The organism is Pseudomonas sp. MF08817 (genome assembly GCF_059862705.1).
The window spans coordinates 63,935-88,150 of record NZ_JCBCUY010000015.1; the positions used below are offsets into that span (position 1 = coordinate 63,935).

Genomic DNA, 24,216 nt, shown 5'->3' on the forward strand with positions numbered 1-24,216 from the left:
CCGAGTTCGGTTCCTCTGGTAGCGAGCCTGCTCGCGATGACGCTCTACCCGCCAACATCCTCGTTGGCTGGCACTCGGTTATCGCCAGCAGGCTCGCGCCCCTAGAGGCCGATTGCCCCTCAATGCGCGATGAACTTCGCACTCACATACGGCCCATAGTCGGGCAGCACCGTTTCGACCTTGCCTTGTTCCTTGAGAAACCTGGCCGTTTCGCCAATTGCCTTGGCCGTGCCGCCGTCCAGCAGCGCGCTGCTTTTTTGCGCCTGGGCGTCGGGGAAGGTGGAGCCGGCGAGCAATTCAGGGATGTCGGCGGCGTTGGCGCCGGTCAGTTTGGCGATTTTTTGTACAGGCACCGATTCGGCCGTCCAGCTGGCTTTGTTCGCTGCATAGTCAGCGAACGCATCCAAGGTCACTTTGGCGAATTGGGCAATCACCTCGGGGTGCTTCTCGGCGTAATCCTTGCGCGCCACCCACACCTCAAACGTCGGTGCGCCCCATTGGCCGACTTGGGCGGCGTCGGTCAGGGTCTTGCCGTTTTTGCGGATTTCCCCCAGGGCTGGCGACCAAACGAACGCGCCGTCGATGTCGCCGCGCTTCCAGGCTGCGGCAATCTGCGCCGGTTGCAGGTTCACCACTTTTACTTGCGAGGTGCTCAGGCCCCAATGCTTGAGGGCGCCGAGCAGGCTGTAGTGGGAGGTGGACACGAACGGCGTGGCGATGGTCTTGCCGATCAGGTCTTGGGGTTTGTCGATGCCGCTGCCGTTGCGCACCACCAGGGCCTCGGCGGCGTTGATCTGCGCGGCCACCAGAAAGGTGACGATCGGCACATTGCGTGACGCGGCGGCGGCCAGGGGGCTGGAGCCCAGGTTGCCGATTTGCACATCCCCCGAGGCAATGGCTGCGACCACCTCCGGGCCGCTGTTGAAGCGGCGCCAGTCGATCGCCTGGCCGGTGGTTTTCTCGTACAGGCCATCGGCCTGGGGGACTTTGCTGGGGTCGATGCCGGTTTGATAGCCCACGGTGAGGTCGGCAGCATGGGCGGCAAACGCCACGGCCAGCGAGGCGAAAAGGGTGGCAAATTGACTCAGAACGACGGGTTTGGCCATGATGGCGCGCCTTTTTTGACGGAATTGATTTACGTCAAAGCTAAGCGATCTAAAAAACGTCTAATAAATATCTTTTAAGAATTAGCTTATGTGCCGATACGCTTTTATTCGGCCCGTTTTGCTTTATTCCAGAAAGGTATGAAAAAGAACGAAACAATTCTTTTTGGGTTTATGGAAAACTCATTACCCTAGGGGCGAATTGGCAGCGGTTAGACCTTGGTCGTAGACATAAGTGGTTACGATTGACTTATCAGTCACGGTCTGGCGCTAATCGCGCATCTGTGGATCCCGGGCTTCAGACCCAGGACCAAAGAACACAAGAATTAGAAACGAGAGGAGCGAAACATGAACAAGTCCACGTTGGCCCTGGCTGTTGCCGTTGGGGTGTTGGCACAGCAAGCTGGCGCCGCCGGTTTTATCGAAGACAGCAAGGCGAGCATCACTGCCCGCAACTTCTACATCAACTCAGATAACCGTGATGGCACCGCCAATCCTTCCAAACAGGAAGAATGGGGCCAAGGTTTCATCTTCAACTTCGCTTCCGGCTACACCCAAGGCACTGTGGGCTTTGGTGTGGACGCCATCGGCCTGTACGGCGTCAAGCTCGATTCGGGCAAGGGCACGCACTACAACGCCAACAGCGCGGGCAAGGGCGGCCTGGTGTTCCCAAGTGACAGCGACGGCCGTGCCGTGGACGATTTCAGCAGCCTGGGCCTGACCGCCAAGGTCAAGGTGTCCAAGACTGAACTGCGCCTGGGCACCCTGCTGCCAAAACTGCCGGTGGTGACTTCCAACGATGGTCGCCTGCTGCCGCAGACCTTCGAGGGTGGCCAGATCACCTCCAACGACATCGAGAACCTGACCCTGGTCGGCGGTAAGTTGGAACACGCCAAAGGTCGTAACTCGACCAACAACGACTCGCTGACCATCGCGGGCTCCAACGGCGCCACCACCACCAAGACCTCGAACAAGCGCAGCAACGAGTTCTACTTCGCCGGTGGTGACTACAAAATCACCAAAGACCTGACTGCCCAGTACTACTACGGCAACCTGGAAGATTTCTACAAACAGCACTTCCTGGGCCTGACCCACAACTGGGCACTGCCAGTGGGCGCGATCAAGAGCGACCTGCGTTACTTCAACAGCAGCTCCGACGGCAAGAACGGCAACCAGGAAGGTCGCTTGGCCGGCTACCGTTCCAGCGGCTACCAGAACAACGGTGGTGAAGTGGACAACCGTACCTGGAGCGCCAAGTTCACCTATAGCCTGCAAGGCCACGCGGTCAGCGCCGGCTACCAGCGCGTCAACGGCACCAGCGACTTCCCGTTCCTGAACCAGGGTGACGGTGCTTCGGCCTACCTGATTACCGACTCCCAGATCGGCAAGTTCCAGCGTGCCGGCGAGCGCACCTGGCTGGCTCAGTACGCCTATGACTTCGCCGCTATCGGCGTGCCTGGCCTGACCACTTCTGTGATCTACCTCAAGGGCGACAACGTGGCGACCTCGGCCGGCGACAAGGGCGAGTGGGAACGCGACTTCAACCTCGGCTACGTGGTGCCCGAAGGTACGTTCAAGGGCGTGGGCCTGGCGTGGAAAAACGCTTCCCTGCGTTCCGACGTGGCGCGTAACCAAGACGAAAACCGTCTGATCGTCAGCTACACCCTGCCGATCCTGTAACCCCGCTTCAAAACCCCCGCCCGGCGCCATGCCGGGCGGGGCGTTTCACTTGCTCTCGCGCCTCTTTCTCCCAACCCTGCCAGCCTTTTTCGCGGGCGGATGGCGCGCGGACATCGGGCCCTTCTGGCCACCTTTTAATATTCTTTTATGATCTAAATAAATCGATATTTATTCTTTTTAAATAAATTCCCTGGCAGGCACAGTAGGCTCAAACCGCACTCACCAGGAGCACCACCATGAGCCTTCGACTCGGCGATATCGCCCCCGACTTTGAACAGGATTCCAGCGCCGGCACCATCCGCTTCCACGAGTGGCTGGGCGATAGCTGGGGCGTGCTGTTTTCCCACCCGGCGGACTTCACCCCGGTGTGCACCACAGAGCTGGGGTTCACCGCCAAGCTCAAGGACGAATTCGCCCAACGCGGCGTCAAGGCCATTGCCTTGTCCGTGGACCCGGTGGACTCGCACCACCGCTGGATCGAGGACATCAACGAGACGCAGAACACGATCGTCAACTTCCCGATCCTGGCCGATGCCGACCGCAAGGTTTCCGACCTTTATGACCTGATCCACCCCAACGCCAGCGACACCCTGACCGTGCGCTCGCTGTTCGTCATCGACCCGAATAAAAAGATTCGCCTGACCATCACCTACCCAGCCAGCACCGGGCGCAACTTCCACGAAATCCTGCGGGTGATCGACTCGCTGCAACTGACCGACCACTACAAAGTCGCCACCCCGGCCAATTGGCAGGACGGCGACGAGGTGGTGATCGTGCCCTCGCTCAAGGACGAAGACGAAATCAAGAAGCGCTTTCCCAAGGGCTACCGCGCAGTGAAGCCGTACCTGCGCCTGACGCCGCAGCCTAACCGCTGAGCTGGACGCCAGGTGGGGGCGAACTTATCCACAAAGCAGGGGATTTCAGGCCGTTTACGCGGCCTTTTTTTATGGGGGCTAGAAAGCCATTTGCATATTCATTTAAAGAATAAACAAATGAATAAATATGATTTATGGATATAAAAAACACCTGTTAAGGTCTGTCCATCGCAGCGAGATCGCCCACGGCGAATCGCCATAACCCTGAGGAATTATCTGCATGCTGGTCGTCTCTATCGGTGGCAGCCCCAGCCAACGCTCCCGTTCCGGAGTGCTGCTGGATCTCTCCAAACGCTGGCTGCAGCAACAGGGCGTGGAGGTGGTGAGTTATCAGGTGCGCGACTTTGCGGCCGAAGACTTGCTCCACGCGCGGTTCGACAGCCCCAAGGTCATCGACCTGCTGCAACAGATTGAAAATGCCGATGGCTTGCTGATTGCCACGCCGGTGTACAAGGCCTCGTTCGCCGGTGCGCTCAAGACCATCCTGGACCTGCTGCCCGAACGCGCCCTGAGCCACAAAGTGGTGCTGCCCATGGCCACCGGCGGCAGCATCGCCCACATGCTGGCGGTGGATTACGCGCTCAAACCGGTGCTGTCGGCGCTCAAGGCCCAAGAGATGCTCCACGGCATCTTTGCCGAGGACAGCCAGATCGCCTACGGCGAAGGCAGCGCGCAACCGCAACTGGTGCCGGTGCTGGAAAAACGCTTGCACGAGGCCCTGGAGCAGTTCTACAGCGCCCTGGCGCGGCGGCCCAAGCCCCTTGACCCGCGGTTGCTGAATGAACGTTTGTTGAGTGCTCGCTGGAGCATTTGAGCCTTACCCAATACCGCTTTACCTCGCCTTACTTGGCCGCTAACGGCTCAGCAGGCGCAACCACTACCCAACCGCAAATAGGAGAGCGCCATGCGCCCTGTAATTTTGCGTCGCGGTCTGGTCGCGCTGTTTGCTGCGGCTGTGTCCTTCGGCGCCATCGTTCAAGCCCAAGCGGGCGAAACCCTGCGTATTGGCTATCAGAAGTACGGCACCCTGGTGCTGCTCAAAGCCAAGGGCACCCTGGAAAAACGCCTCGCCGCCCAAGGCGTCGAGGTGCACTGGACCGAATTCCCCGGCGGCCCGCAATTGCTCGAAGGGCTTAACGTGGGCTCTATCGACTTTGGCGTGACCGGCGAAACCCCACCCGTGTTCGCCCAGGCTGCCGGCGCCGACTTGCTCTACGTCGCCTACGAGCCGCCAGCCCCCACCAGCGAAGCCATCCTGGTGCCCAAGGGCTCGCCGATCCAATCGGTGCAAGACCTCAAGGGCAAGAAAGTGGTGCTCAACAAAGGCTCCAACGTGCATTACCTGCTGGTGCGCGCCCTGGCGGATTCGGGCCTCAAGTACACCGATATCCAGACCGTGTTCCTGCCGCCCGCCGATGCCCGCGCCGCGTTCGAGCGGGGCAGCGTCGACGCCTGGGTGATCTGGGACCCGTACCAGGCTGCCGCCGAGCAGCAACTGCAAGCGCGCACCCTGCGTGACGGCAGCGGCATCGTCGATAACCACCAGTTCTACCTGGCCACCAAGCCTTACACCGAAAAACACCCGCACGTGATAAAGGCCCTGGTCGAAGAAGTGCGCGCCGTGGGCGAATGGTCCAAGGCCAACCCTGAAGAGGTGACCCAGCAAGTCGCGCCGCTGTTGGGCCTGCCGGCCGACATCACCCTGACGTCGGTCAAGCGCCAGGGCTACGGTGCGTTGTTCCTCACCCCCGAGGTGGTCGCCGCGCAACAGAAAATCGCCGACGCCTTCTACCAGCTCAAGCTGATCCCCAAACCGCTGACCATCAAAGACGTGATCTGGACGCCGCCCGCGGCCGTGGCCACAGCGCCTTAATTCGCCTTCCTTAGGAGACCACTCCATGAGCCTCAATATTTTCTGGTTCCTGCCTACCCACGGCGACGGCCATTACCTTGGCACCGCCGAAGGCGCTCGCGCCGTGGATCACGGTTACTTGCAGCAGGTTGCGCAAGCGGCCGATCGCCTGGGCTTTGGTGGGGTGCTGATTCCCACCGGGCGGTCCTGCGAGGACTCCTGGCTGGTGGCCGCGTCGCTGATCCCGGTGACCCAGCGCCTGAAATTCCTCGTGGCCCTGCGCCCGGGGATCATTTCGCCGACGGTGGCGGCGCGTCAGGCCGCGACCCTGGACCGTTTGTCCGGCGGCCGGGCGTTGTTCAACTTGGTGACGGGCGGCGACCCGGAAGAATTGGCCGGCGATGGCTTATTCCTCAGCCACGAAGAGCGCTACCAGGCCTCGGTGGAGTTCACCCGCATCTGGCGCCGCGTACTCGAAGGCGAAACCGTGGACTACGACGGCCAGCACATCAGCGTCAAAGGCGCCAAATTGCTCTACCCGCCGATCCAGCAACCGCGCCCGCCGCTGTACTTTGGCGGTTCCTCGGAGGCGGCCCAGGACTTGGCCGCCGAGCAGGTGGAAATGGTCCTGACCTGGGGCGAACCGCCGGCAGCCGTGGCGGAGAAAATCGAGCAAGTGCGCGCCAAGGCCGCCAAGCTGGGGCGCACCGTGCGCTTCGGTATCCGCTTGCATGTGATCGTGCGGGAAACCAACGAAGAGGCCTGGAAAGCCGCCGACAAACTCATCTCCCACTTGGACGAAGACACCATCGCCCGTGCCCAGGCGTCCCTAGCGCGCTTCGACTCGGTGGGCCAGCAACGCATGGCCGCGCTGCACGGCGGCAGCCGCGACAACCTGGAGGTCAGCCCCAACCTGTGGGCGGGCGTGGGCCTGGTGCGCGGCGGTGCCGGCACGGCGCTGGTGGGCGATGGCCCGACCGTGGCGGCGCGGGTCAAGGAATACGCGGCGCTGGGCATCGACACCTTTATTTTCTCTGGCTACCCGCACCTGGAAGAGTCGTACCGCGTGGCCGAGCTGTTGTTCCCGCACTTGGATGTGGAACGCCCCGAGGTGCCGAAAACCGGCGGCTACGTGAGCCCGTTCGGTGAGATGGTGGCCAACGACATCCTCCCCAAAGCCGCGTCCCAGAGCTGAGGCGTGGCCATGAACAACAAACTTATCCACAGCCTGGCGCCCTGGTTGCTGCCGGTGCTGCTGCTGGCGGTGTGGCAGTTGTCGGTGTCGGCGGGGTGGCTGTCTACGCGGATTCTGCCGGCGCCGAGCGCGGTGATTGGCGCAGGCGTTGAGTTGGTGCGCAGCGGCGATATCTGGCAGCACCTGGCGATCAGCGGCTGGCGTGCGGGCTTGGGGTTCGTCATCGGCGGCGGTATCGGCCTGGCCCTGGGCTTTATCACCGGCCTGTCGAAGTGGGGCGAACGCCTGCTGGACAGTTCGGTGCAAATGATCCGCAACGTGCCGCACCTGGCGTTGATCCCGTTGGTGATCCTGTGGTTCGGCATCGATGAGTCGGCGAAGATTTTCCTGGTCGCCCTGGGCACGCTGTTCCCGATCTACCTCAATACCTATCACGGCATCCGCAACGTCGACCCGGCGCTGGTGGAAATGGCGCGCAGCTACGGGTTGTCCGGGTTCGGCCTGTTCCGGCAGGTGATCCTGCCCGGCGCTTTGCCGTCGATTCTGGTGGGCGTGCGCTTTGCCCTGGGCTTTATGTGGTTGACGTTGATCGTGGCCGAGACCATTTCCGCCAGCTCCGGCATCGGCTACCTGGCGATGAACGCCCGCGAATTCCTGCAAACCGATGTGGTGGTGCTGGCCATCGTCCTTTACGCGGTGCTCGGCAAACTCGCCGACCTCGCGGCCCGTGGCCTGGAGCGCGTGTGGCTGCGCTGGCACCCGGCCTACCAAGTGGCCAAGGGAGGTGCGGCATGACCGCCCAACCGCCGCCGCGCCTGCTGCGCGGTATTCCGCTGGCGGTGCGCAAGCTGCAAAAAACCTTCGGCGCGCGCCAGGTGCTGCGCGAAATCGACCTGCATATCCCGGCCGGGCAATTTGTCGCGGTGGTGGGGCGCAGCGGCTGCGGCAAGAGCACCTTGCTGCGCCTGCTCGCCGGCCTCGACCTGCCCAGCGGCGGCGAACTGCTCGCCGGCTCCGCGCCGCTGAGCGCCGCCCGCGACGACACGCGGCTGATGTTCCAAGAGGCGCGTTTGCTGCCCTGGAAAAAAGTCATCGACAACGTGGGCCTGGGGCTCACGGGCAACTGGCGCGCCAAGGCCTTGGAGGCCCTCGACGCGGTAGGCCTGGCCGACCGCGCCGAGGAATGGCCGGCGGCGCTGTCCGGGGGCCAGAAACAACGGGTGGCCCTGGCCCGCGCGCTGATCCATCAACCGCGCCTGCTGCTGCTCGACGAACCCCTGGGCGCGCTGGACGCCCTGACCCGCATCGAGATGCAGCAACTGATCGAACGCCTCTGGCAGCAACACGGCTTCACCGTGCTGCTGGTGACCCACGATGTCAGCGAGGCCGTGGCCATCGCCGACCGGGTGATCCTGATCGAAGACGGCGAAGTCGGCCTGGACCTTGTCGTGGAACTGCCACGCCCCCGGGTCCGCGGCTCCCATCGCCTGGCCACCCTGGAAACCGAAGTGCTTAACCGCGTGCTGTCGCTGCCCGGCAGCCCGCCCGAACCAGAACCCGTGTCACCCCTGCCCACGCAACTGCGTTGGGCGCAATGAAGGCAGTTGCAAGTGTTGAGCTGCAAGCTTCAAGAGGAAGCGCTTTTGCTTTGACTTGCCGCTTGAAGCTTGCCGCTCGCCACTCAATACCGACCCTAGGAGCAACACCATGACCATTAAAGCCATCAACGTGCGCAACCAGTTCAAAGGCACCATCAAGGAAATTGTCGAAGGCGATGTGTTGTCGGAAATCGACGTGCAAACCGCTTCCGGCATCGTCACTTCCGTCATCACCACTCGCTCGGTCAAAGAGCTGGAACTGGTGATCGGTAGCGAGGTGATCGCTTTTGTTAAATCCACCGAGGTTTCCATCGCCAAGTTGTGATCCATGCGCCAGGCACGGCCCCGGACGGCGTGAGCCCTTCGGGGTTTTTTATGGGAGGTTATTTGCTTTTAAAGGGCGTTTTAATGCCTATTAATCAATATAAAGAGCCTTATAGTGCGCTTTATGAATATTTTATTTAGGGTTAATCGGTGCTAGGGTGCGTCTTAAGGGTTTTTAGAGGCACTGAGGCGCGCTTTATGACTGAGTTTTTTCCCATCGAATGCAGCGATAACCTGCACGCCATCGGGCTTTTGGTAAAAAGCCGTCGGCTACAAACCAAGCAGCGCCAGAAGGATCTTGCGCGGGCGTTGGGGGTTTCCGAGCGCAGTTTGCGCAAGATCGAGTCTGGCGACCCCTCGGTGGAGTTGCGCTCATTCATGCTGGTGCTTTGGCATTTGGGGCTGACCGGCGAAGTGTTCCGCAGCCTCGAGCAGTTGGCGTCTTCGTCGCAATTTCAGGTCCATGATCCGCGTGCAGCCGTGCGGGTGCGGTTACCCAAGCCGAAGGGGGAATTCTGATGGGGCGCGCATACATTTACATGGAGCACCCGCAAACGGGCGACGTGCTGACCCTCGGGCGTTTGACCCTCAGCCAGGGGCAGGGCGAGTTCGTCTACGACCCCGACTACGTCGCCACCCAGGGCTGGGTGCCGGACCCGATTCGCTACCCGCTGCGTGAGGAGCCCTTCAGTGCCATCACGAAAAACCAGGGCGTGCCCGGTTTTATCAACGACGCCATGCCTGACGGGTGGGGCGAACGGGTGCTGCGTGATATTGCGCGAGCCGAACTGGCGCCGATCGATTATCTGCTCAAGTCGCCCAACAACGACCGCGCGGGCAACTTGATGGTGGGCACGACACGCCATCCGCCGCCCGGCCTGGGCCGCGAGCTGTTGCCGAGCCTCAAGGGGCTGGCACCATTCATAGAAGCTGCCGAGGCGATTTTCGACAACCAGTTGGACGACGAAGCCATCGCTACGTTGAAGATGCGCAAGCAGCGTTCGTCCCTGGGCGGGGCTCGGCCCAAGCGGACCTTGCAAGATCAGGGGGTGCTGATGCTGGCCAAGCCTCGCGACCGCTATGACAGTTGCGATGTACCGGCGCTGGAACACGCGTGCATGACCTTCGCAGCCCTCAAGGGCCTGAATGTGGCGCGCACAGCGCTGTATGCGGGCCAGCCATCGACCTTGCTGGTCAAGCGCTTCGATCGCCTGCCGCCCGCCGACAGCGGCCGCCGCATTCCTATGTTGAGCGCCCTGACGTTGCTCGATGCCGATTGGCATGGCGCTGACCACAGCGCCTGGGTGTATGGCGCCTTGGCCAATGAGCTACAGCGCCGGGGCGCGCCGGATGAGGACCGGCATGAGTTGTTCAAGCGCATGTGCTTCAACGCCCTGGTGGGCAACGACGACGATCATCCAAAGAACCACGCGGTGCTTTGGTTGGGGCAAGGTTGGCGCCTGGCGCCGATGTACGACGTGGTGCCGAGCATGGACGGCAGTTCGCCCGCGTACTTGTCGATGGCTGTGGGGCGCGAAGGGCGGGTCATCAACCGCGGCAACCTGCTCAGCCACGCCGCGCATTTTGGCCTGGCACCGCAGCAGGCTAGCGACCTGTTGGACGAGGTCATCGGTTGGGAACCGCAGCTGCGCGAGCACTATGGGCAGCAGCTCGAGGGTGCGGCCTTGGCGTTTGCGCTGTCGGCCATTGGCGCGCAACGCATGGCTGCCTAGGCCTCAGATCGGGTGTTCGCGCTTGGGCAAATAGGGCGGCAGATACAACCCCAAATAAGCGTCGAACACCCGCATGCCTTCCTCGGCCATGCGCGGGGTGATTTGCCCGTGTTGCTGCACCGAGCGGGCGTAGACGCGGTCGCCCAGTTCCATGGCCAGGGCGAAGACGTCAACGTCATCGGGTAGCCGGGGCAGTTGGAAGTGGTGGTCGAACAACTTGTGCATCAGGTCGCCCAGCTCGATGTCGTGCTGGCGGTCGGCCTGGGTGACTTCGGTGAGGCCGTGCTGGGCGAGGATCAATTGGCGGGCGGCGGCGTCCTGGTCGTAGATGTCCAGCATGCGTTGCTCCACCAGGCGCGAGAGGTCGTGCCAGCCCTTGAGCGGAGCGTGGTCGATGGGCGCTTGCAGGGCCGCGCGGAATGCGGCGTGGATATCGGCGGTCAAGGCTTCGAGCAGCGCCGGGACGCTGGCGAAAAAGTGATAGACCGAAGAGGCCGGAATACCCGCCAGTTTCGCCACGCCATAGATCGACAGGTTGGCCACGCCCTCGGCAGCCAGTAGCGTGCGGGCGGCATCGAGGATGGAGTCGATCCGCGCCTGGCTGCTGGTGCGGGGTTTACGGGGAGTGGCGGGGCGGGTCATCGAAATCTCCTGCAAGGCTGCGGGCATTGTACGTGAGGACGTGGTGATTCTGTCCTACATGAGCGCGCGCATTCCGTGGGCATAAAAAAACGCCGCGGGCCATGGGCCTGCGGCGTTGTTTTTGAGCGCCAGCGCTTACACGGTGTGCAAGTACCAGTTGTATTCGAGGTCGGAGATGGAGTGTTCGAATTCCTCCAGCTCGCTTTCCTTACAGGCGACGAAGATATCGATGTACTTAGGGTCGATGTACTTGGCCATTACTTCGCTGTCATCCAACTCGCGCAAGGCGTCGCGCAGGTTGTTCGGCAGGCTTTGTTCGTTCTGCTCGTAGCTGTTGCCTTCCACCGGTGCGCCAGGCTCGATCTTGTTGGTCAAGCCGTGGTGCACACCCGCCAAAACCGAAGCCATCAGCAGGTAAGGGTTGGCGTCGGCGCCGGCCACGCGGTGTTCCAGGCGTACCGCGTCGGCGGAACCGGTGGGCACGCGCACGGCCACGGTGCGGTTATCCAGGCCCCAGCACGGCGCGTTCGGCACATAGAACTGCGCACCGAAGCGGCGGTAGGAGTTGACGTTCGGGCACAGGAAAGCCATTTGCGCGGGCAGGGTCTCCAGCACACCGCCGATCGCGTGACGCAGCGCGGCGTTCTGCTCGGGATCCTCGCTGGCGAAGATGTTCTTGCCATCTTTGTCCAGGATCGAAATGTGGACGTGCAAACCATTGCCAGCCTGGCCCGGGTAGGGCTTGGCCATGAAGGTGGTGTCCATTTCATGGTCGTAGGCGATGTTCTTGATGAGGCGCTTGAGCAGTACGGCGTAGTCGCATGCCTTGATCGGGTCGGCGACGTGGTGCAGGTTCACCTCGAACTGCGCTGGGGCACTTTCCTTGACGATGGCGTCGGCGGGGATGCCTTGCTCTTTGGCGCCTTCGAGAATGTCCTGCAAGCAATCGACGTATTCGTCGAGGTCGTCGATCAGGTAGACCTGTGTCGAGTGCGGGCGCTTGCCGGAAATCGGTGAGCGTGGCGGTTGGGGGCGGCCGTTCACGTTCTCCTGGTCGATCAGGTAGAACTCCAGCTCGAACGCTGCGCAGATGGTCAGGCCCAACTCGTCGAACTTGGCCACGACCTGACGCAATACTTCACGCGGGTCGGCGAAGAACGGCTCGCCTTCGAGTTCGTGCATGGTCATCAACAGTTGCGCGGTAGGGCGCTTCTGCCAGGGTTCATTGCACAGGGTGTCGGGGATTGGATAACAGATTCGGTCAGCATCACCGATGTCCAGGCCAAGGCCGGTGCTTTCCACCGTAGAGCCGTTGATATCCAGGGCAAAAAGGGAGGCCGGCAGGTTGATGCCTTTCTCGTAAACCTTGTGGAGGCTGGTGCGTTCGATGCGCTTGCCGCGCACCACACCATTCATATCCGCAATCAGAAGGTCAACGTACAGAACCTCAGGATGTTCCTTAAGGAACGCGTTCGCTTCGTTAAGCTGAACGGCACGCGGGGGTACCGACATGATGCAACACCTTTGTTGTTAAAAATATCAATCATTGATCTCTTTGGATTCCAGTCAACCCGAACGGCATGCCGAAGTCAAGCGAGGCCTTTTGTGCCCTAAAAAAGCGCTAGCAGGCCATTTTAGGGGCAAATCGGGGCATTTTTTTGCCGTTATGGCGCTGGTCCTTCGCGGGCTTGAGCGGGCCGTGTTGTATTTTTTACGGGGGTGTTGTGTAAAAAAATGAACAAGGCTAAGCTCGATTCAAACCCATAACAGCAATAATACCGGGGTGCTACATGGCTCGCCTGCCCTTAATCGGCGTCACGGCCTGCTCCAAACAGGTCGGTCTGCATGCTTATCACATCAGTGGCGATAAGTACGTCCGGGCAGTGGCCACTGCTGCCAAGGGCTTGCCATTGATTATCCCGTCCCTCGGGCCCCTGCTCGAACCGACCGATATTCTTGACGGTCTGGACGGTCTCCTCTTTACCGGCTCACCCTCCAACGTCGAACCTTTTCATTACCGCGGGCCGGCCAGTGAGCCTGGCACTGCTCATGATCCTGCACGCGACGCCACCACCTTGCCCTTGATCCGCGCGGCCATCGCCGCGGGCGTACCGGTGCTGGGGATTTGCCGTGGCTTCCAGGAAATGAACGTGGCCTTTGGCGGTAGCCTGTACCAGAAGGTGCACGAAGTGCCGGGCATGCTCGACCACCGCGAAGACGACAGCCAACCCGTGGACGTGCAGTACGGCCCCGCACACGCGGTGAGCATTGTGCCGGGGGGCGTGTTGGCAGGGCTGGGCCTGCCGGGGCAGATCCAGGTCAACTCGATCCACAGCCAGGGTGTGCAGCATCTGGCGCCGGGGTTGCGGGCCGAGGCTACCGCGCCGGATGGCCTGATCGAGGCTTTTTCGGTCGTGCAAGGCAAGGCTTTTGCTTTAGGTGTGCAGTGGCACCCCGAATGGCAGGTAAGCTCCAACCCCGACTACCTCGCCATCTTCCAGGCCTTTGGCGAGGCCTGCCGCCAGCGTTCGATACAACGCGACGCCGATGCGTCAAACAACGCCTGACTTAATAAGAAGTCAGGACACTCAGCCCAGAGGCATTTATGAGTAACAACCTCGACCAGCTCACCGATTGGTTGAAAGACCACAAGATCACAGAAGTCGAATGCATGATTAGCGACCTGACCGGGATCACCCGGGGCAAGATCTCGCCGACCAACAAGTTCATCGCCGAAAAAGGCATGCGCCTGCCCGAGAGTGTCCTGCTGCAAACCGTAACGGGCGACTACGTCGAAGACGACATCTATTACGAACTGCTGGACCCGGCGGACATCGACATGATCTGCCGCCCCGACCAGAACGCGGTGTTTGTCGTGCCCTGGGCCGTCGAGCCCACCGCCCAGGTGATCCACGACACCTACGACAAGCAAGGCAACCCCATCGAGCTGTCGCCGCGCAACGTGCTCAAGAAAGTCCTGAAACTCTATGCCGACAAGGGCTGGCAGCCGATCGTGGCGCCGGAAATGGAGTTCTACCTGACCAAGCGCAGCGACGACCCCGACTACCCGTTGCAGCCGCCCGTGGGCCGCTCCGGGCGCCCGGAAACCGGTCGTCAGTCCTTCTCTATAGAAGCGGCCAACGAATTCGACCCGTTGTTTGAAGACGTCTACGACTGGTGCGAGTTGCAGGACCTGGACCTCGATACCTTGATCCACGAGGACGGCACGGCGCAGATGGAAATCAACTTCCGTCACGGCGATGCCCTGTCCCTGGCCGACCAGATCCTGGTGTTCAAGCGCACCATGCGCGAGGCGGCGCTCAAGCACGATGTGGCCGCCACCTTCATGGCCAAGCCCATGACCGGCGAGCCCGGCAGCGCCATGCACCTGCACCAGAGCATCATCGACCTGGAGACCGGCAAGAACGTGTTCTCCAACGAAGACGGCAGCATGAGCCAGCTGTTCCTGCACCACATCGGCGGCCTGCAGAAGTTCATCCCCGAGCTGCTGCCGCTGTTCGCGCCCAACGTCAACTCGTTCCGCCGCTTCCTGCCCGATACCTCGGCGCCGGTGAACGTGGAGTGGGGCGAAGAAAACCGCACCGTGGGCCTGCGTGTGCCGGATGCCGGCCCGCAGAACCGTCGCGTGGAAAACCGCTTGCCGGGCGCCGACGCCAACCCCTACCTGGCGATTGCCGCGAGCCTGTTGTGCGGCTTCATCGGCATGGTCGAAGGGCTCAACCCCAGCGCGCCCGTGGTGGGCCGTGGCTACGAGCGACGCAACCTGCGCCTGCCGCTGACCATCGAAGACGCCCTGGAGCGCATGGAAAACAGCAAGACCATCGAGAAGTACCTGGGCCACAAATTCATCACCGGCTACGTCGCGGTCAAGCGGGCCGAGCATGAAAACTTCAAGCGCGTCATCAGTTCGTGGGAAAGGGAGTTCCTGCTCTTCGCCGTCTGATACGCCGGGCGTGGTGCCCAGGCGCCACGCGCTCACTTGGAACCATTAGGAGATTGGTATGACCAGCAACAACCCGCAAACCCGTGAATGGCAAGCCCTGAGCAACGACCATCACCTGGCGCCGTTCAGCGATTTCAAGCAATTGAAAGAGAAAGGCCCGCGCATCATCACCAACGCCAAGGGCGTTTACCTGTGGGACAGTGAAGGCAACAAGATCCTGGACGGCATGGCCGGCCTGTGGTGCGTGGCCATCGGCTACGGTCGCGATGAATTGGCCGATGCGGCCAGCAAACAGATGCGTGAACTGCCGTACTACAACCTGTTCTTCCAGACCGCTCACCCGCCCGTGCTGGAGTTGGCCAAGGTCATCGCCGATATCGCCCCGCAAGGTATGAACCACGTGTTCTTCACCGGCTCGGGCTCCGAAGGCAACGACACCATGCTGCGCATGGTCCGCCATTACTGGGCGATCAAGGGCCAGCCGAACAAGAAAACCATCATCAGCCGCATCAACGGCTACCACGGCTCCACCGTCGCCGGCGCCAGCCTGGGCGGCATGACCTACATGCATGAGCAGGGCGACTTGCCGATCCCGGGCATCGTCCACATCCCGCAGCCTTATTGGTTCGGTGAAGGTGGCGACATGAGCGCCGAAGAGTTCGGCGTGTGGGCGGCCAACCAACTGGAAGAGAAAATCCTCGAAGTCGGCGTCGATAACGTCGGCGCCTTCATCGCCGAGCCGATCCAGGGCGCGGGCGGGGTGATCGTGCCGCCAGAAACCTACTGGCCGCGCATCAAGGAAATCCTCGCCAAGTACGACATCCTGTTCGTTGCCGACGAGGTGATCTGTGGTTTCGGCCGCACCGGTGAGTGGTTCGGTAGCGATTTCTACGGCCTCAAGCCCGACATGATGACCATCGCCAAGGGCCTGACCTCCGGCTACATCCCCATGGGTGGCCTGATCGTGCGCGACGAAGTGGTGGCGGTGCTCAACGAGGGCGGCGACTTCAACCATGGCTTCACCTATTCCGGCCACCCGGTTGCCGCAGCCGTGGCCCTGGAAAACATCCGCATTCTGCGCGACGAGAAAATTATCGAGCGCGTGCACAGCGAAACGGCACCGTACTTGCAAAAGCGTTTGCGTGAACTCAACGATCACCCGTTGGTGGGCGAAGTTCGCGGGGTGGGTTTGCTGGGGGCCATCGAGCTGGTCAAGGACAAGGCCACCCGTGCGCGCTATGAGGGCAAGGGCGTGGGCATGATCTGCCGGCAGTTCTGCTTCGATAACGGCCTGATTATGCGCGCCGTGGGCGACACCATGATTATCGCGCCGCCGCTGGTCATCAGCCTGGCCGAGATCGATGAGTTGGTAGCCAAGGCGCGCCTGTGCCTGGACCTGACCCTGAGTGCGTTACATGGCTAAGTGCTAGTCTCTGGGCCAGGGGCGCTCGTCGCGCCTGGCCCAGAGCAAGTTGAAGGAGGGTCTTTTTCTTGAAAGCCTGCCTTGGATCTTGCCAGACTACCCACCGTTCGAGTCGCCCAGGCGTTGGCCACCGGCTCTTGGTGAACAAGAATGTGGATTAAAAGAACAATTGGAGCATGTCGCATGAAGGCAGTAGGAATGAAACACGCAGGCAAGACCCTCCTCGCATTGTCCCTGGCGGGGCTGATGGCGGGTGCAGCTCAGGCCGATGACAAGGTGCTGCACGTCTACAACTGGTCCGACTACATTGCGCCGGACACCATCAAGAAATTCGAGGCAGAGTCGGGGATCAAGGTCGTCTACGACGTATTCGACAGCAACGAAACCCTGGAAGCCAAGCTGCTGGCCGGTAAGTCCGGCTACGACATCGTGGTGCCGTCCAACAACTTCCTGGCCAAGCAGATCAAGGCGGGCGTTTACCTGGAACTGGACAAATCCAAGCTGCCGAACTGGAAGAACCTCAACCCTGACCTGCTCAAGGCTGTTTCGGTCAGCGACCCCAACAACGCCCACGCCTTCCCGTACATGTGGGGCTCGATCGGCATCGGCTACAACGCCGAGAAGGTCAAAGCCGCACTGGGCGCTGACGCACCGACCAACTCCTGGGACCTGGTGTTCAAGCCTGAAAACGCTGCCAAGCTCAAGTCCTGCGGCATCAGCTTCCTCGATTCGCCGACCGAGATGATCCCGGCCGCCCTGCATTATCTGGGCTACCCGACCGACAGCCAGGACAAGAAGCAACTGGCCGAAGCCGAAGCCTTGTTCCTCAAAGTGCGTCCATCGATCGGCTACTTCCACTCCTCCAAGTACATCGGTGACCTGGCCCAGGGCAACATCTGCGTGGCCATCGGTTACTCGGGCGACATCTACCAGGCCAAGGCCCGCGCCGCGGAGTCCAGCGCCAAGGTCAAAGTTGACTACAACATCCCCAAAGAAGGTGCTGGCAGCTTCTTCGACATGGTCGCCATCCCTAAAGATGCGGAAAACGTCGAAGGCGCCTACAAGTTCATGACCTTCCTGATGAAGCCAGAAATCATGGCCGAAATCACCGACGCCGTGCGCTTCCCCAACGGCAACGCGGCGGCCACCCCCCTGGTGGACAAGGAAATCACCAGCGACCCGGGCGTTTACCCACCGGCCGACGTGATGGCCAAGCTGTATGCCATCGCCGACCTGCCGGCCGCGACCCAGCGCCTGCTGACCCGCAGCTGGACCAAGATCAAGTCGGGCAAGTAACCCCGGCGGCTTTGCTGTAGCCGCTGCCAAAGGCCGCGATGGGCACCCGTTTCGGGCCATCGCGGCCGGCGGCAACGGCGACATAAGCCTTCAACGACATAAAAGTTTTGCTGGATCGGTTTATCGAGGGTAAGTTGCGCGCCGGTTTTGTTGTCAGGCAGCGATCAGCTGTCATGTAACGCGGGGCAACTTGGGCCCAACTATTTAAGAGGACCTCCACTTGCCTATTTCTTTATTTCGCAAAGCCTTGTTTGCGGGTGCGGCCCTGATGGTGGCCGCCAGCGTACAAGCAGCACCCACGGTGCACATTTATAACTGGTCGGACTATATCGGCGAGACCACCCTGGCAGATTTCGAGAAAACCACCGGCATCAAACCGGTGTATGACGTGTTCGACTCCAACGAAACCCTGGAAGGCAAGTTGCTGGCCGGGCGCACCGGCTATGACGTGGTCGTGCCGTCCAACCACTTCCTGGGCAAGCAGATCAAGGCCGGCGCCTTCCAGAAACTGGACAAGGCGCAACTGCCCAACTATTCCAACCTCGACCCGGCGTTGCTCAAGCGCCTGCAAAAGAACGACCCGGGCAACCAGTACGCGGTGCCGTACCTGTGGGGCACCAACGGCATCGGCTACAACGTCGAGAAACTCAAGGCACTGGGCATCGACAAGATCGACTCCTGGGCCATGCTGTTCGAGCCGGAAAACATCAAGAAGCTGTCCAGTTGCGGCGTCGCTTTCCTCGATTCCGCCGATGAAATGCTCCCGGCGGTGTTGAACTACATGGGCCTGGACCCCAACAGCCAGAACCCCCAGGACTACAAGAAAGCCGAAGCCAAGATGATGGCGGTGCGGCCTTACGTGACCTACTTCAACTCGTCCAAGTACATCTCCGACCTGGCCAATGGCGACATTTGCGTAGCGGCCGGTTTCTCCGGCGACGTGTTCCAGGCCCGTGCCCGGGCGGCGGAGAACAAGAAAGACTTTGAAATCGCCTACGTGATTCCCAAGGAAGGCGCCAACCTGTGGTTCGACGTGCTGGCCATCCCGGCGGATTCGAGCAACTCCAAGCAAGCCCACGCCTTCATCAACTACCTGCTGACCCCCAAAGTCATCGCCCAGGTCAGTGACTACGTCGGCTACGCCAACCCCAACCCGGCGGCCGACAAGTTGATGGATCAGTCGATCCGCACGGATGAAACGGTTTACCCACCGCAAGACATTGTCGATCGGCTGTTCGTCAACTCGGAACTGCCACCCAAGATCCAACGCGTGATGACCCGTAGCTGGACCAAGGTCAAGTCGGGCAAGTAAGGGGCGGTAGACGCTCAAACTATCCAAGGTTCGCCCGCATGGGGCGAACTGCAAATTTTGTTGGGAGTTTCGTAAATGGCAGTTGCCTCCGGCGCCTACAAGAAAGCCCTCGAGGGCGGCCAAAACCCTAAACAGGTGTTGGTCAAAATCGACCGGGTCACGAAAAAATTCGACGAGACGATTGCCGTGGACGACGTGTCCCTGGAAATCAAGAAAGGCGAAATCTTCGCCCTGCTCGGCGGTTCCGGCTCGGGAAAATCCACCCTGCTGCGCATGCTGGCCGGGTTCGAGCGGCCCACCGAAGGGCGGATCTTCCTCGATGGCGTCGACATCACCAACATGCCGCCCTACGAGCGGCCGATCAACATGATGTTCCAGTCCTACGCCCTGTTCCCCCACATGACCGTGGCCCAGAACATTGCGTTCGGCCTGCAACAGGACAAGATTCCCAAGGCTGAGGTCGAGGCCCGTGTGGCCGAGATGCTCAAGCTGGTGCAAATGAGCCAGTACGCCAAGCGCAAACCCCATCAGCTTTCCGGCGGCCAACGCCAGCGGGTGGCGCTGGCCCGCTCCCTGGCCAAGCGCCCCAAGCTGCTGTTGCTCGACGAACCGATGGGCGCGCTGGATAAAAAACTGCGCTCGCAGATGCAGCTGGAACTGGTGGAAATCATCGAGCGCGTGGGTGTGACCTGCGTAATGGTGACCCACGACCAGGAAGAGGCCATGACCATGGCCGAGCGCATCGCCATCATGCACCTGGGCTGGATCGCGCAGATCGGCAGCCCCATCGACATCTACGAAACCCCCACCAGCCGCCTGGTGTGCGAGTTCATCGGCAACGTCAACATCTTCGAGGGCGAAGTGGTCGAAGACGCCGAGGGCCACGCGCTGATTACCAGCCCGGAACTGGAGCGCAGCATCTACGTCGGCCACGGCGTGACCACTTCGGTGCAGGACAAATCGGTGACCTACGCGATCCGCCCGGAAAAACTGCTCATCACCACCACCCAGCCCGAGTACGAGTACAACTGGTCGCGCGGCAAGGTGCACGACATCGCCTACCTGGGCGGCCATTCGGTGTTCCACGTCGAATTGCCGTGCGGCAAATTGGTGCAGTCGTTCGTGGCCAACGCCGAGCGCCAGGGCCTGCGGCCGACCTGGGGCGATGAAGTGTTCGTATGGTGGGAAGACGACAGCGGCGTGGTACTGCGCTCATGAAAATCCGCAAACTCAAACGCGCCCTGCATCGAATAATCCCCGGTGGCCGGCAACTGGTCATCGGCATCCCGTTCCTGTGGCTGTTCCTGTTCTTCATGCTGCCGTTCTTCATCGTCCTGAAGATCAGCTTCACCGAAGCTGACGTGGCCATTCCGCCGTACACGGAAATCTACAGCTACGTCGACCAGAAGCTGCAAGTGCTGCTCAACTTCGCCAACTACGCGATGCTCACCGACGACGAGCTGTACATCGCCGCGTACCTGGGCTCGCTGAAAATGGCGTTCTTCAGCACCTTGCTGTGCCTGCTGATCGGTTACCCGATGGCCTACGCCATCGCCAGCGCGCGCAAGGAAATGCAGACCGTGCTGGTGCTGCTCATCATGATGCCGACCTGGACCGCGATCCTGATCCGCGTCTATGCGTGGATGGGCATCCTGAGCAACAACGGTTTGCTCAATGGCTTTTTGATGTCGATGGGCCTTATCAGCGAGCCGTTGCAGATCCTCAACACCAACATCGCGGTGTACATAGGCGTGGTCTATTCGTACCTGCCGTTCATGATCCTGCCGCTGTACGCCAACCTGGTGAAGCACGACAACAGCCTGCTCGAAGCCGCATCCGACCTGGGTTCGAGCACCTTCAACAGCTTCTGGAAAATCACCGTGCCGTTGTCGAAAAACGGCATCATCGCCGGCTGCATGCTGGTGTTCATCCCGGTGGTGGGCGAGTTCGTCATCCCCGAGCTGCTGGGCGGCCCGGAAACCCTGATGATCGGTAAAGTGCTGTGGCAAGAATTCTTCAACAACCGTGACTGGCCGGTAGCGTCTGCCCTGGCCGTGGTGATGCTGGCGATCCTGATTGTGCCGATCATCCTGTTCAACCGCAGTCAGGCCAAAGAAATGGAGGGCAAGGAATGAAGCGCTTCAGTTTTTCAAGCCTGATGCTGGTGGTGGGGTTGATCTTCATCTACCTGCCGATGCTGATCCTGGTGATCTACTCGTTCAACGCCTCGCGCCTGGTCACGGTGTGGGGCGGCTGGTCGATCAAGTGGTACGTGGGCCTGCTGGACAACACCCAGTTGATGGGCTCGGTCATGCGCTCCCTGGAAATCGCCTGCTACACCGCCATCGCGGCGGTGGCGCTGGGCACCCTGGCGGCGTTCGTGCTCACGCGCATCACCCACTTCAAGGGCCGCACGCTGTTCGGTGGCCTGGTCACCGCGCCGCTGGTCATGCCCGAGGTCATTACCGGTCTGTCGCTGCTGCTGCTGTTCGTGGCCATGGCGCAAATGATCGGCTGGCCGCAGGAGCGCGGCATCGTCACCATTTGGATCGCTCACACGACCTTCTGTGCGGCCTATGTGGCGGTGGTGGTGTCGGCACGCTTGCGTGAGCTGGACCTGTCCATCGAAGAGGCGGCCATGGACCTTGGGGCGCGTCCGTGGAAGGTGTTCTTCCTGATTACCATCCCGATGATCGCGCCTTCGCTGGCGGCGGGCGGCATGATGTCGTTCGCCCTGTCCCTGGATGACTTGGTGCTGGCCAGCTTCGTCTCCGGGCCGGGCTCCACCACGTTGCCGATGGAAGTCTTCTCGGCGGTGCGCCTGGGCGTGAAGCCGGAAATCAACGCCGTGGCCAGCCTGATCCTGCTGGCGGTGTCGCTGGTGACTTTCCTGGTCTGGTACTTCAGCCGCCGCGCCGAAGAACATCGCAAACGCGCGATCCAGCAAGCCATCGAAGAAAGCGCCGCTGACTCCTGGAAACAACCCACCGCCCGCCGCCCGGCGGCCTCGGCCCAAGGGTAAGCAGCAAACCAGAGGCACACCCTGTGGGAGCGGGCTTTGCCCGCGATGGGGCCGGTACAGCCGATAGAGGTTTATCGGCAGCAATACCGCCATCGCGGGCGACCGCGCTCCCACAAGCCTCAAGCCCCAGCCACAAAAAAACGCCGACGCTGTACCAGCCGTCGGCGTTTTTGTGTGGGCGAACCCGGTGTATCAGAACGCCGGCAGTACCGCGCCGCCGTATTTCTTCTCGATGAAGGCTTTGACCTCTGGGCTGGTCAGGGCCTTGGCGAGTTTCTGGATGGCGGCGGCGTCCTTGTTGTCCGGACGCGACACCAGGTAGTTCACGTAAGGCGAGTCGGAGCCTTCGATCACCAACGCATCCTTGGCCGGGTTCAGGCCCGCTTCCAGGGCGTAGTTGGTGTTAATCATGGCCAGGTCGACCTGGTCCAGCACGCGCGGCAGCAGGGCCGATTCCAGTTCCTTGAACTTGAAGTTGTGCGGGTTTTTGCCGATGTCCTTGGGCGTGGCCAGGGCGTTTTTCGGGTCCTTGAGTTCGATCAGGCCAGCCTTTTGCAGCAGGATCAGCGCACGGCCGCTGTTGCTGCCTTCGTTCGGCAGGGCGATCGTGGCGCCGTCCTTGAGCTCGGACAGGCTCTTGACCTTCTTGGAGTAGCCGCCGAAAGGTTCGACGTGCACGCCGATCACGGTCACTAGGTTCGTGCCTTTGCCTTCGTTGAAGCTTTTGAGGTAGGGCAGGGTCTGGAAGTAGTTGGCGTCCAGACGCTTCTGATCGACCTGCACGTTAGGCTGCACGTAGTCGGTGAAGACTTTGATTTCCAGGTCCACACCTTCTTTGGCGAGGGTGGGCTTAATCAGTTCGAGAATCTCGGCGTGGGGCACGGGCGTTGCGGCAACCACCAGTTTTTCCCCGGCCTGGGCGATGCCCGCAGCCAGCGCAGCCGCCAATGCGGTAAACAACAGAACCTTTTTCATGCAGTGTCCTTATTTGTCGTTGTCGACAACGGCTAAAAAGTGAGGGGCCAGTGAAGGGCTATCACTGGCGTGGAGCGGACAATACCGAGTTTTTATATTCCCGAACAATAATGTTTTTTCACTTTCATATTCCATTTTGTTCACTTTCCACCCCACCCTTGTAGCAAGCGGGCTTGCCCGCGCTCGGTCACGCAGCGGCCGCAAAAAATCGGTCAGGCACCCCACCGCCGGCGAGCCTGCTTTCTACAACAACACCGCCAGCGATTGCAGGTGTTGTTTGAGGGCTTGGCGTTGGCTGGCGTCGCCAGTGCGGGCGATGTGGGTGATGTGCTGCTCGATCGCGGCCAGCGGCTCGGGGCCCTGCGGCAGGTTGAGGTGCTCGGGCAGGATCTCGTCGCCGCTGCTCACCAACAGGGCGAAATGGATGACGTTTTCCAGTTCGCGGGTGTTGCCCGGCCAACTGTGCTGCTCCAGCAGTCGCTGGGCGGCTTCGCTAATCAATGGCACGGGCAAGGCCAGGCGTTGGCTGTAGATGCCCAGGAAGTACTCGGCCAGGGACTCGATATCGCCCACCCGCTCGCGCAGGGCCGGCAGTTCCAGTTGGCCCTCGTTGAGGTAGTTGAACAGCCGCTCGTGGAATTTCCCGGCGGCCACCGCTTGGGCCAGGTCGATGCTGGTGGCGGCCACCAGGCGCACGTCCACTGGGCTTGGCTGATGGGCGCCGACGCGGGTCACCTCGTGGTTTTCCAGGGCGGCGAGCAGCTTGATCTGGATCGGCAGCGGCAAGTCGCCGATTTCATCCAAGTACAGGGTGCCGCCGTTGGCCGAGCCGAACCACCCGGCGCGGCTGCTGGCCGAGCCGGTGTAGCTGCCGGCGGTATAGCCGAACAGTTCGGCATCGGCGTAGGTCGGGCTGATGGCGCCGCAGTTGACCGAGACGAACAAGCCGCCGCGGTCGCTGGCGCGGTGGATGTGCCGGGCCAGCAGCTCCTTGCCGCTGCCGGTTTCGCCGCGGATCAGCACGGGCAGGGCGCGGGGCGCCAGTTGTTCGAGTTCGTGGCGCAATTGCCGCGAGCGTGGGTCGACGAACACCAGCGCTTTGGCGCGGATGCTCAGGGGGCTTTTTTCCGCATCGGGAAAGGTCAGCAGCGGCTGACCGAAGGTTTCATGCTGGCTCATGGCAGACTCCCGCCCACGGCGGCCGGGAGACGCGGGGCGTTAA

23 protein-coding genes are annotated in these 24,216 nt (G+C 61.3%); 18 read left to right on the forward strand and 5 right to left on the reverse strand.

Translation table 11 applies throughout. The features are described from left to right. Nucleotides 1-119: 119 nt before the first annotated feature. Entirely contained in the window at nt 120-1,106 is a 987-nt protein-coding gene (gene tauA, locus AC19YR_RS11480; RefSeq protein ID WP_500598487.1) for a taurine ABC transporter substrate-binding protein, read from the reverse strand. 345 nt (nt 1,107-1,451) lie between these two features. Here tauA and AC19YR_RS11485 point away from each other — a divergent pair, with 345 nt between their 5' ends. The 10 genes from AC19YR_RS11485 to AC19YR_RS11530 all read left to right on the forward strand — a co-directional run bounded on the left by AC19YR_RS11485 (nt 1,452) and on the right by AC19YR_RS11530 (nt 10,360). Next, complete coding sequence (locus AC19YR_RS11485; protein WP_095108739.1) at nt 1,452-2,783, forward strand: OprD family porin; 1,332 nt, start codon at nt 1,452-1,454, stop codon at nt 2,781-2,783. 236 nt (nt 2,784-3,019) lie between these two features. Then, a complete protein-coding gene (locus AC19YR_RS11490; RefSeq protein ID WP_095108740.1) occupies nt 3,020-3,658 on the forward strand; it encodes a peroxiredoxin in 639 nt (212 codons plus the stop codon). Between the two features lie 220 nt (nt 3,659-3,878). Further along, complete coding sequence (gene ssuE / locus AC19YR_RS11495) at nt 3,879-4,472, forward strand: NADPH-dependent FMN reductase (RefSeq protein ID WP_500598489.1); 594 nt, start codon at nt 3,879-3,881, stop codon at nt 4,470-4,472. A 90-nt stretch (nt 4,473-4,562) separates the two neighbouring features. Further along, nucleotides 4,563-5,531 (forward strand): sulfonate ABC transporter substrate-binding protein, encoded by a 969-nt coding sequence (locus AC19YR_RS11500; protein WP_500598490.1) that lies wholly within the window; start codon nt 4,563-4,565, stop codon nt 5,529-5,531. A 25-nt stretch (nt 5,532-5,556) separates the two neighbouring features. Further along, nucleotides 5,557-6,705 carry an FMNH2-dependent alkanesulfonate monooxygenase gene (gene ssuD / locus AC19YR_RS11505; RefSeq protein WP_095108743.1) on the forward strand — a complete coding sequence of 383 codons (1,149 nt, stop codon included), beginning with the start codon at nt 5,557-5,559 and terminating at the stop codon, nt 6,703-6,705. Nucleotides 6,706-6,714: 9 nt separating this feature from the next. Next, nucleotides 6,715-7,500 (forward strand): aliphatic sulfonate ABC transporter permease SsuC, encoded by a 786-nt coding sequence (gene ssuC / locus AC19YR_RS11510; RefSeq protein ID WP_095108744.1) that lies wholly within the window; start codon nt 6,715-6,717, stop codon nt 7,498-7,500. Further along, nucleotides 7,497-8,303, forward strand: coding sequence for an aliphatic sulfonates ABC transporter ATP-binding protein (gene ssuB / locus AC19YR_RS11515; protein ID WP_500598492.1), 807 nt, complete (start codon nt 7,497-7,499; stop codon nt 8,301-8,303). The genes ssuC and ssuB overlap by 4 nt, the downstream gene beginning before the upstream one ends. A 109-nt stretch (nt 8,304-8,412) precedes the next feature. Beyond that, nucleotides 8,413-8,628 (forward strand): TOBE domain-containing protein, encoded by a 216-nt coding sequence (locus AC19YR_RS11520; RefSeq protein WP_003213899.1) that lies wholly within the window; start codon nt 8,413-8,415, stop codon nt 8,626-8,628. A 197-nt stretch (nt 8,629-8,825) separates the two neighbouring features. Next, nucleotides 8,826-9,146, forward strand: coding sequence for a helix-turn-helix domain-containing protein (locus AC19YR_RS11525; RefSeq protein WP_095108746.1), 321 nt, complete (start codon nt 8,826-8,828; stop codon nt 9,144-9,146). Further along, complete coding sequence (locus tag AC19YR_RS11530; RefSeq protein WP_500598494.1) at nt 9,146-10,360, forward strand: type II toxin-antitoxin system HipA family toxin; 1,215 nt, start codon at nt 9,146-9,148, stop codon at nt 10,358-10,360. Before AC19YR_RS11525 ends, AC19YR_RS11530 begins: the two co-directional genes overlap by 1 nt. 3 nt (nt 10,361-10,363) lie before the next feature. On the opposite strand, the gene AC19YR_RS11535 is transcribed toward AC19YR_RS11530, so the two are convergent. Next, a complete protein-coding gene (locus AC19YR_RS11535; RefSeq protein WP_095108748.1) occupies nt 10,364-11,002 on the reverse strand; it encodes a TetR/AcrR family transcriptional regulator in 639 nt (212 codons plus the stop codon). A 135-nt stretch (nt 11,003-11,137) separates the two neighbouring features. Continuing rightward, entirely contained in the window at nt 11,138-12,514 is a 1,377-nt protein-coding gene (locus AC19YR_RS11540; protein ID WP_095108749.1) for a glutamine synthetase family protein, read from the reverse strand. Nucleotides 12,515-12,792: 278 nt separating this feature from the next. Between AC19YR_RS11540 and AC19YR_RS11545 the strand changes: the two genes are divergently transcribed. The 8 genes from AC19YR_RS11545 (at nt 12,793) to AC19YR_RS11580 (ending at nt 22,019) form a co-directional block, all read left to right on the forward strand. Further along, entirely contained in the window at nt 12,793-13,569 is a 777-nt protein-coding gene (locus AC19YR_RS11545; protein ID WP_095108750.1) for a gamma-glutamyl-gamma-aminobutyrate hydrolase family protein, read from the forward strand. Between the two features lie 38 nt (nt 13,570-13,607). Then, entirely contained in the window at nt 13,608-14,966 is a 1,359-nt protein-coding gene (locus AC19YR_RS11550; RefSeq protein ID WP_095108751.1) for a glutamine synthetase family protein, read from the forward strand. 58 nt (nt 14,967-15,024) lie between these two features. Beyond that, complete coding sequence (locus AC19YR_RS11555; protein WP_500598498.1) at nt 15,025-16,389, forward strand: aspartate aminotransferase family protein; 1,365 nt, start codon at nt 15,025-15,027, stop codon at nt 16,387-16,389. Nucleotides 16,390-16,587: 198 nt separating this feature from the next. Beyond that, nucleotides 16,588-17,685, forward strand: coding sequence for a polyamine ABC transporter substrate-binding protein (locus AC19YR_RS11560; RefSeq protein WP_095108753.1), 1,098 nt, complete (start codon nt 16,588-16,590; stop codon nt 17,683-17,685). 220 nt (nt 17,686-17,905) lie between these two features. Further along, entirely contained in the window at nt 17,906-18,997 is a 1,092-nt protein-coding gene (locus tag AC19YR_RS11565) for a polyamine ABC transporter substrate-binding protein (RefSeq protein WP_500598500.1), read from the forward strand. A 75-nt stretch (nt 18,998-19,072) separates the two neighbouring features. Further along, complete coding sequence (locus AC19YR_RS11570) at nt 19,073-20,215, forward strand: ABC transporter ATP-binding protein (RefSeq protein WP_500598502.1); 1,143 nt, start codon at nt 19,073-19,075, stop codon at nt 20,213-20,215. Between the two features lie 35 nt (nt 20,216-20,250). Continuing rightward, on the forward strand, nt 20,251-21,132 hold the full coding sequence (locus tag AC19YR_RS11575; RefSeq protein ID WP_176465101.1) for an ABC transporter permease subunit: 882 nt from the start codon (nt 20,251-20,253) through the stop codon (nt 21,130-21,132). Further along, the gene (locus tag AC19YR_RS11580) at nt 21,129-22,019 is read left to right on the forward strand and encodes an ABC transporter permease subunit (RefSeq protein ID WP_095108757.1); all 891 of its coding nucleotides are present in this window, start codon (nt 21,129-21,131) and stop codon (nt 22,017-22,019) included. The genes AC19YR_RS11575 and AC19YR_RS11580 overlap by 4 nt, the downstream gene beginning before the upstream one ends. Nucleotides 22,020-22,211: 192 nt before the next feature. Here the strand turns inward: AC19YR_RS11580 and AC19YR_RS11585 are convergent, their stop codons facing one another. Together AC19YR_RS11585 and AC19YR_RS11590 are read right to left on the reverse strand one after the other, a co-directional pair. Then, nucleotides 22,212-22,994 carry a MetQ/NlpA family ABC transporter substrate-binding protein gene (locus AC19YR_RS11585; protein WP_095108758.1) on the reverse strand — a complete coding sequence of 261 codons (783 nt, stop codon included), beginning with the start codon at nt 22,992-22,994 and terminating at the stop codon, nt 22,212-22,214. A 243-nt stretch (nt 22,995-23,237) separates the two neighbouring features. After that, complete coding sequence (locus AC19YR_RS11590; protein WP_500598505.1) at nt 23,238-24,173, reverse strand: sigma 54-interacting transcriptional regulator; 936 nt, start codon at nt 24,171-24,173, stop codon at nt 23,238-23,240. Nucleotides 24,174-24,216: the final 43 nt, after the last annotated feature.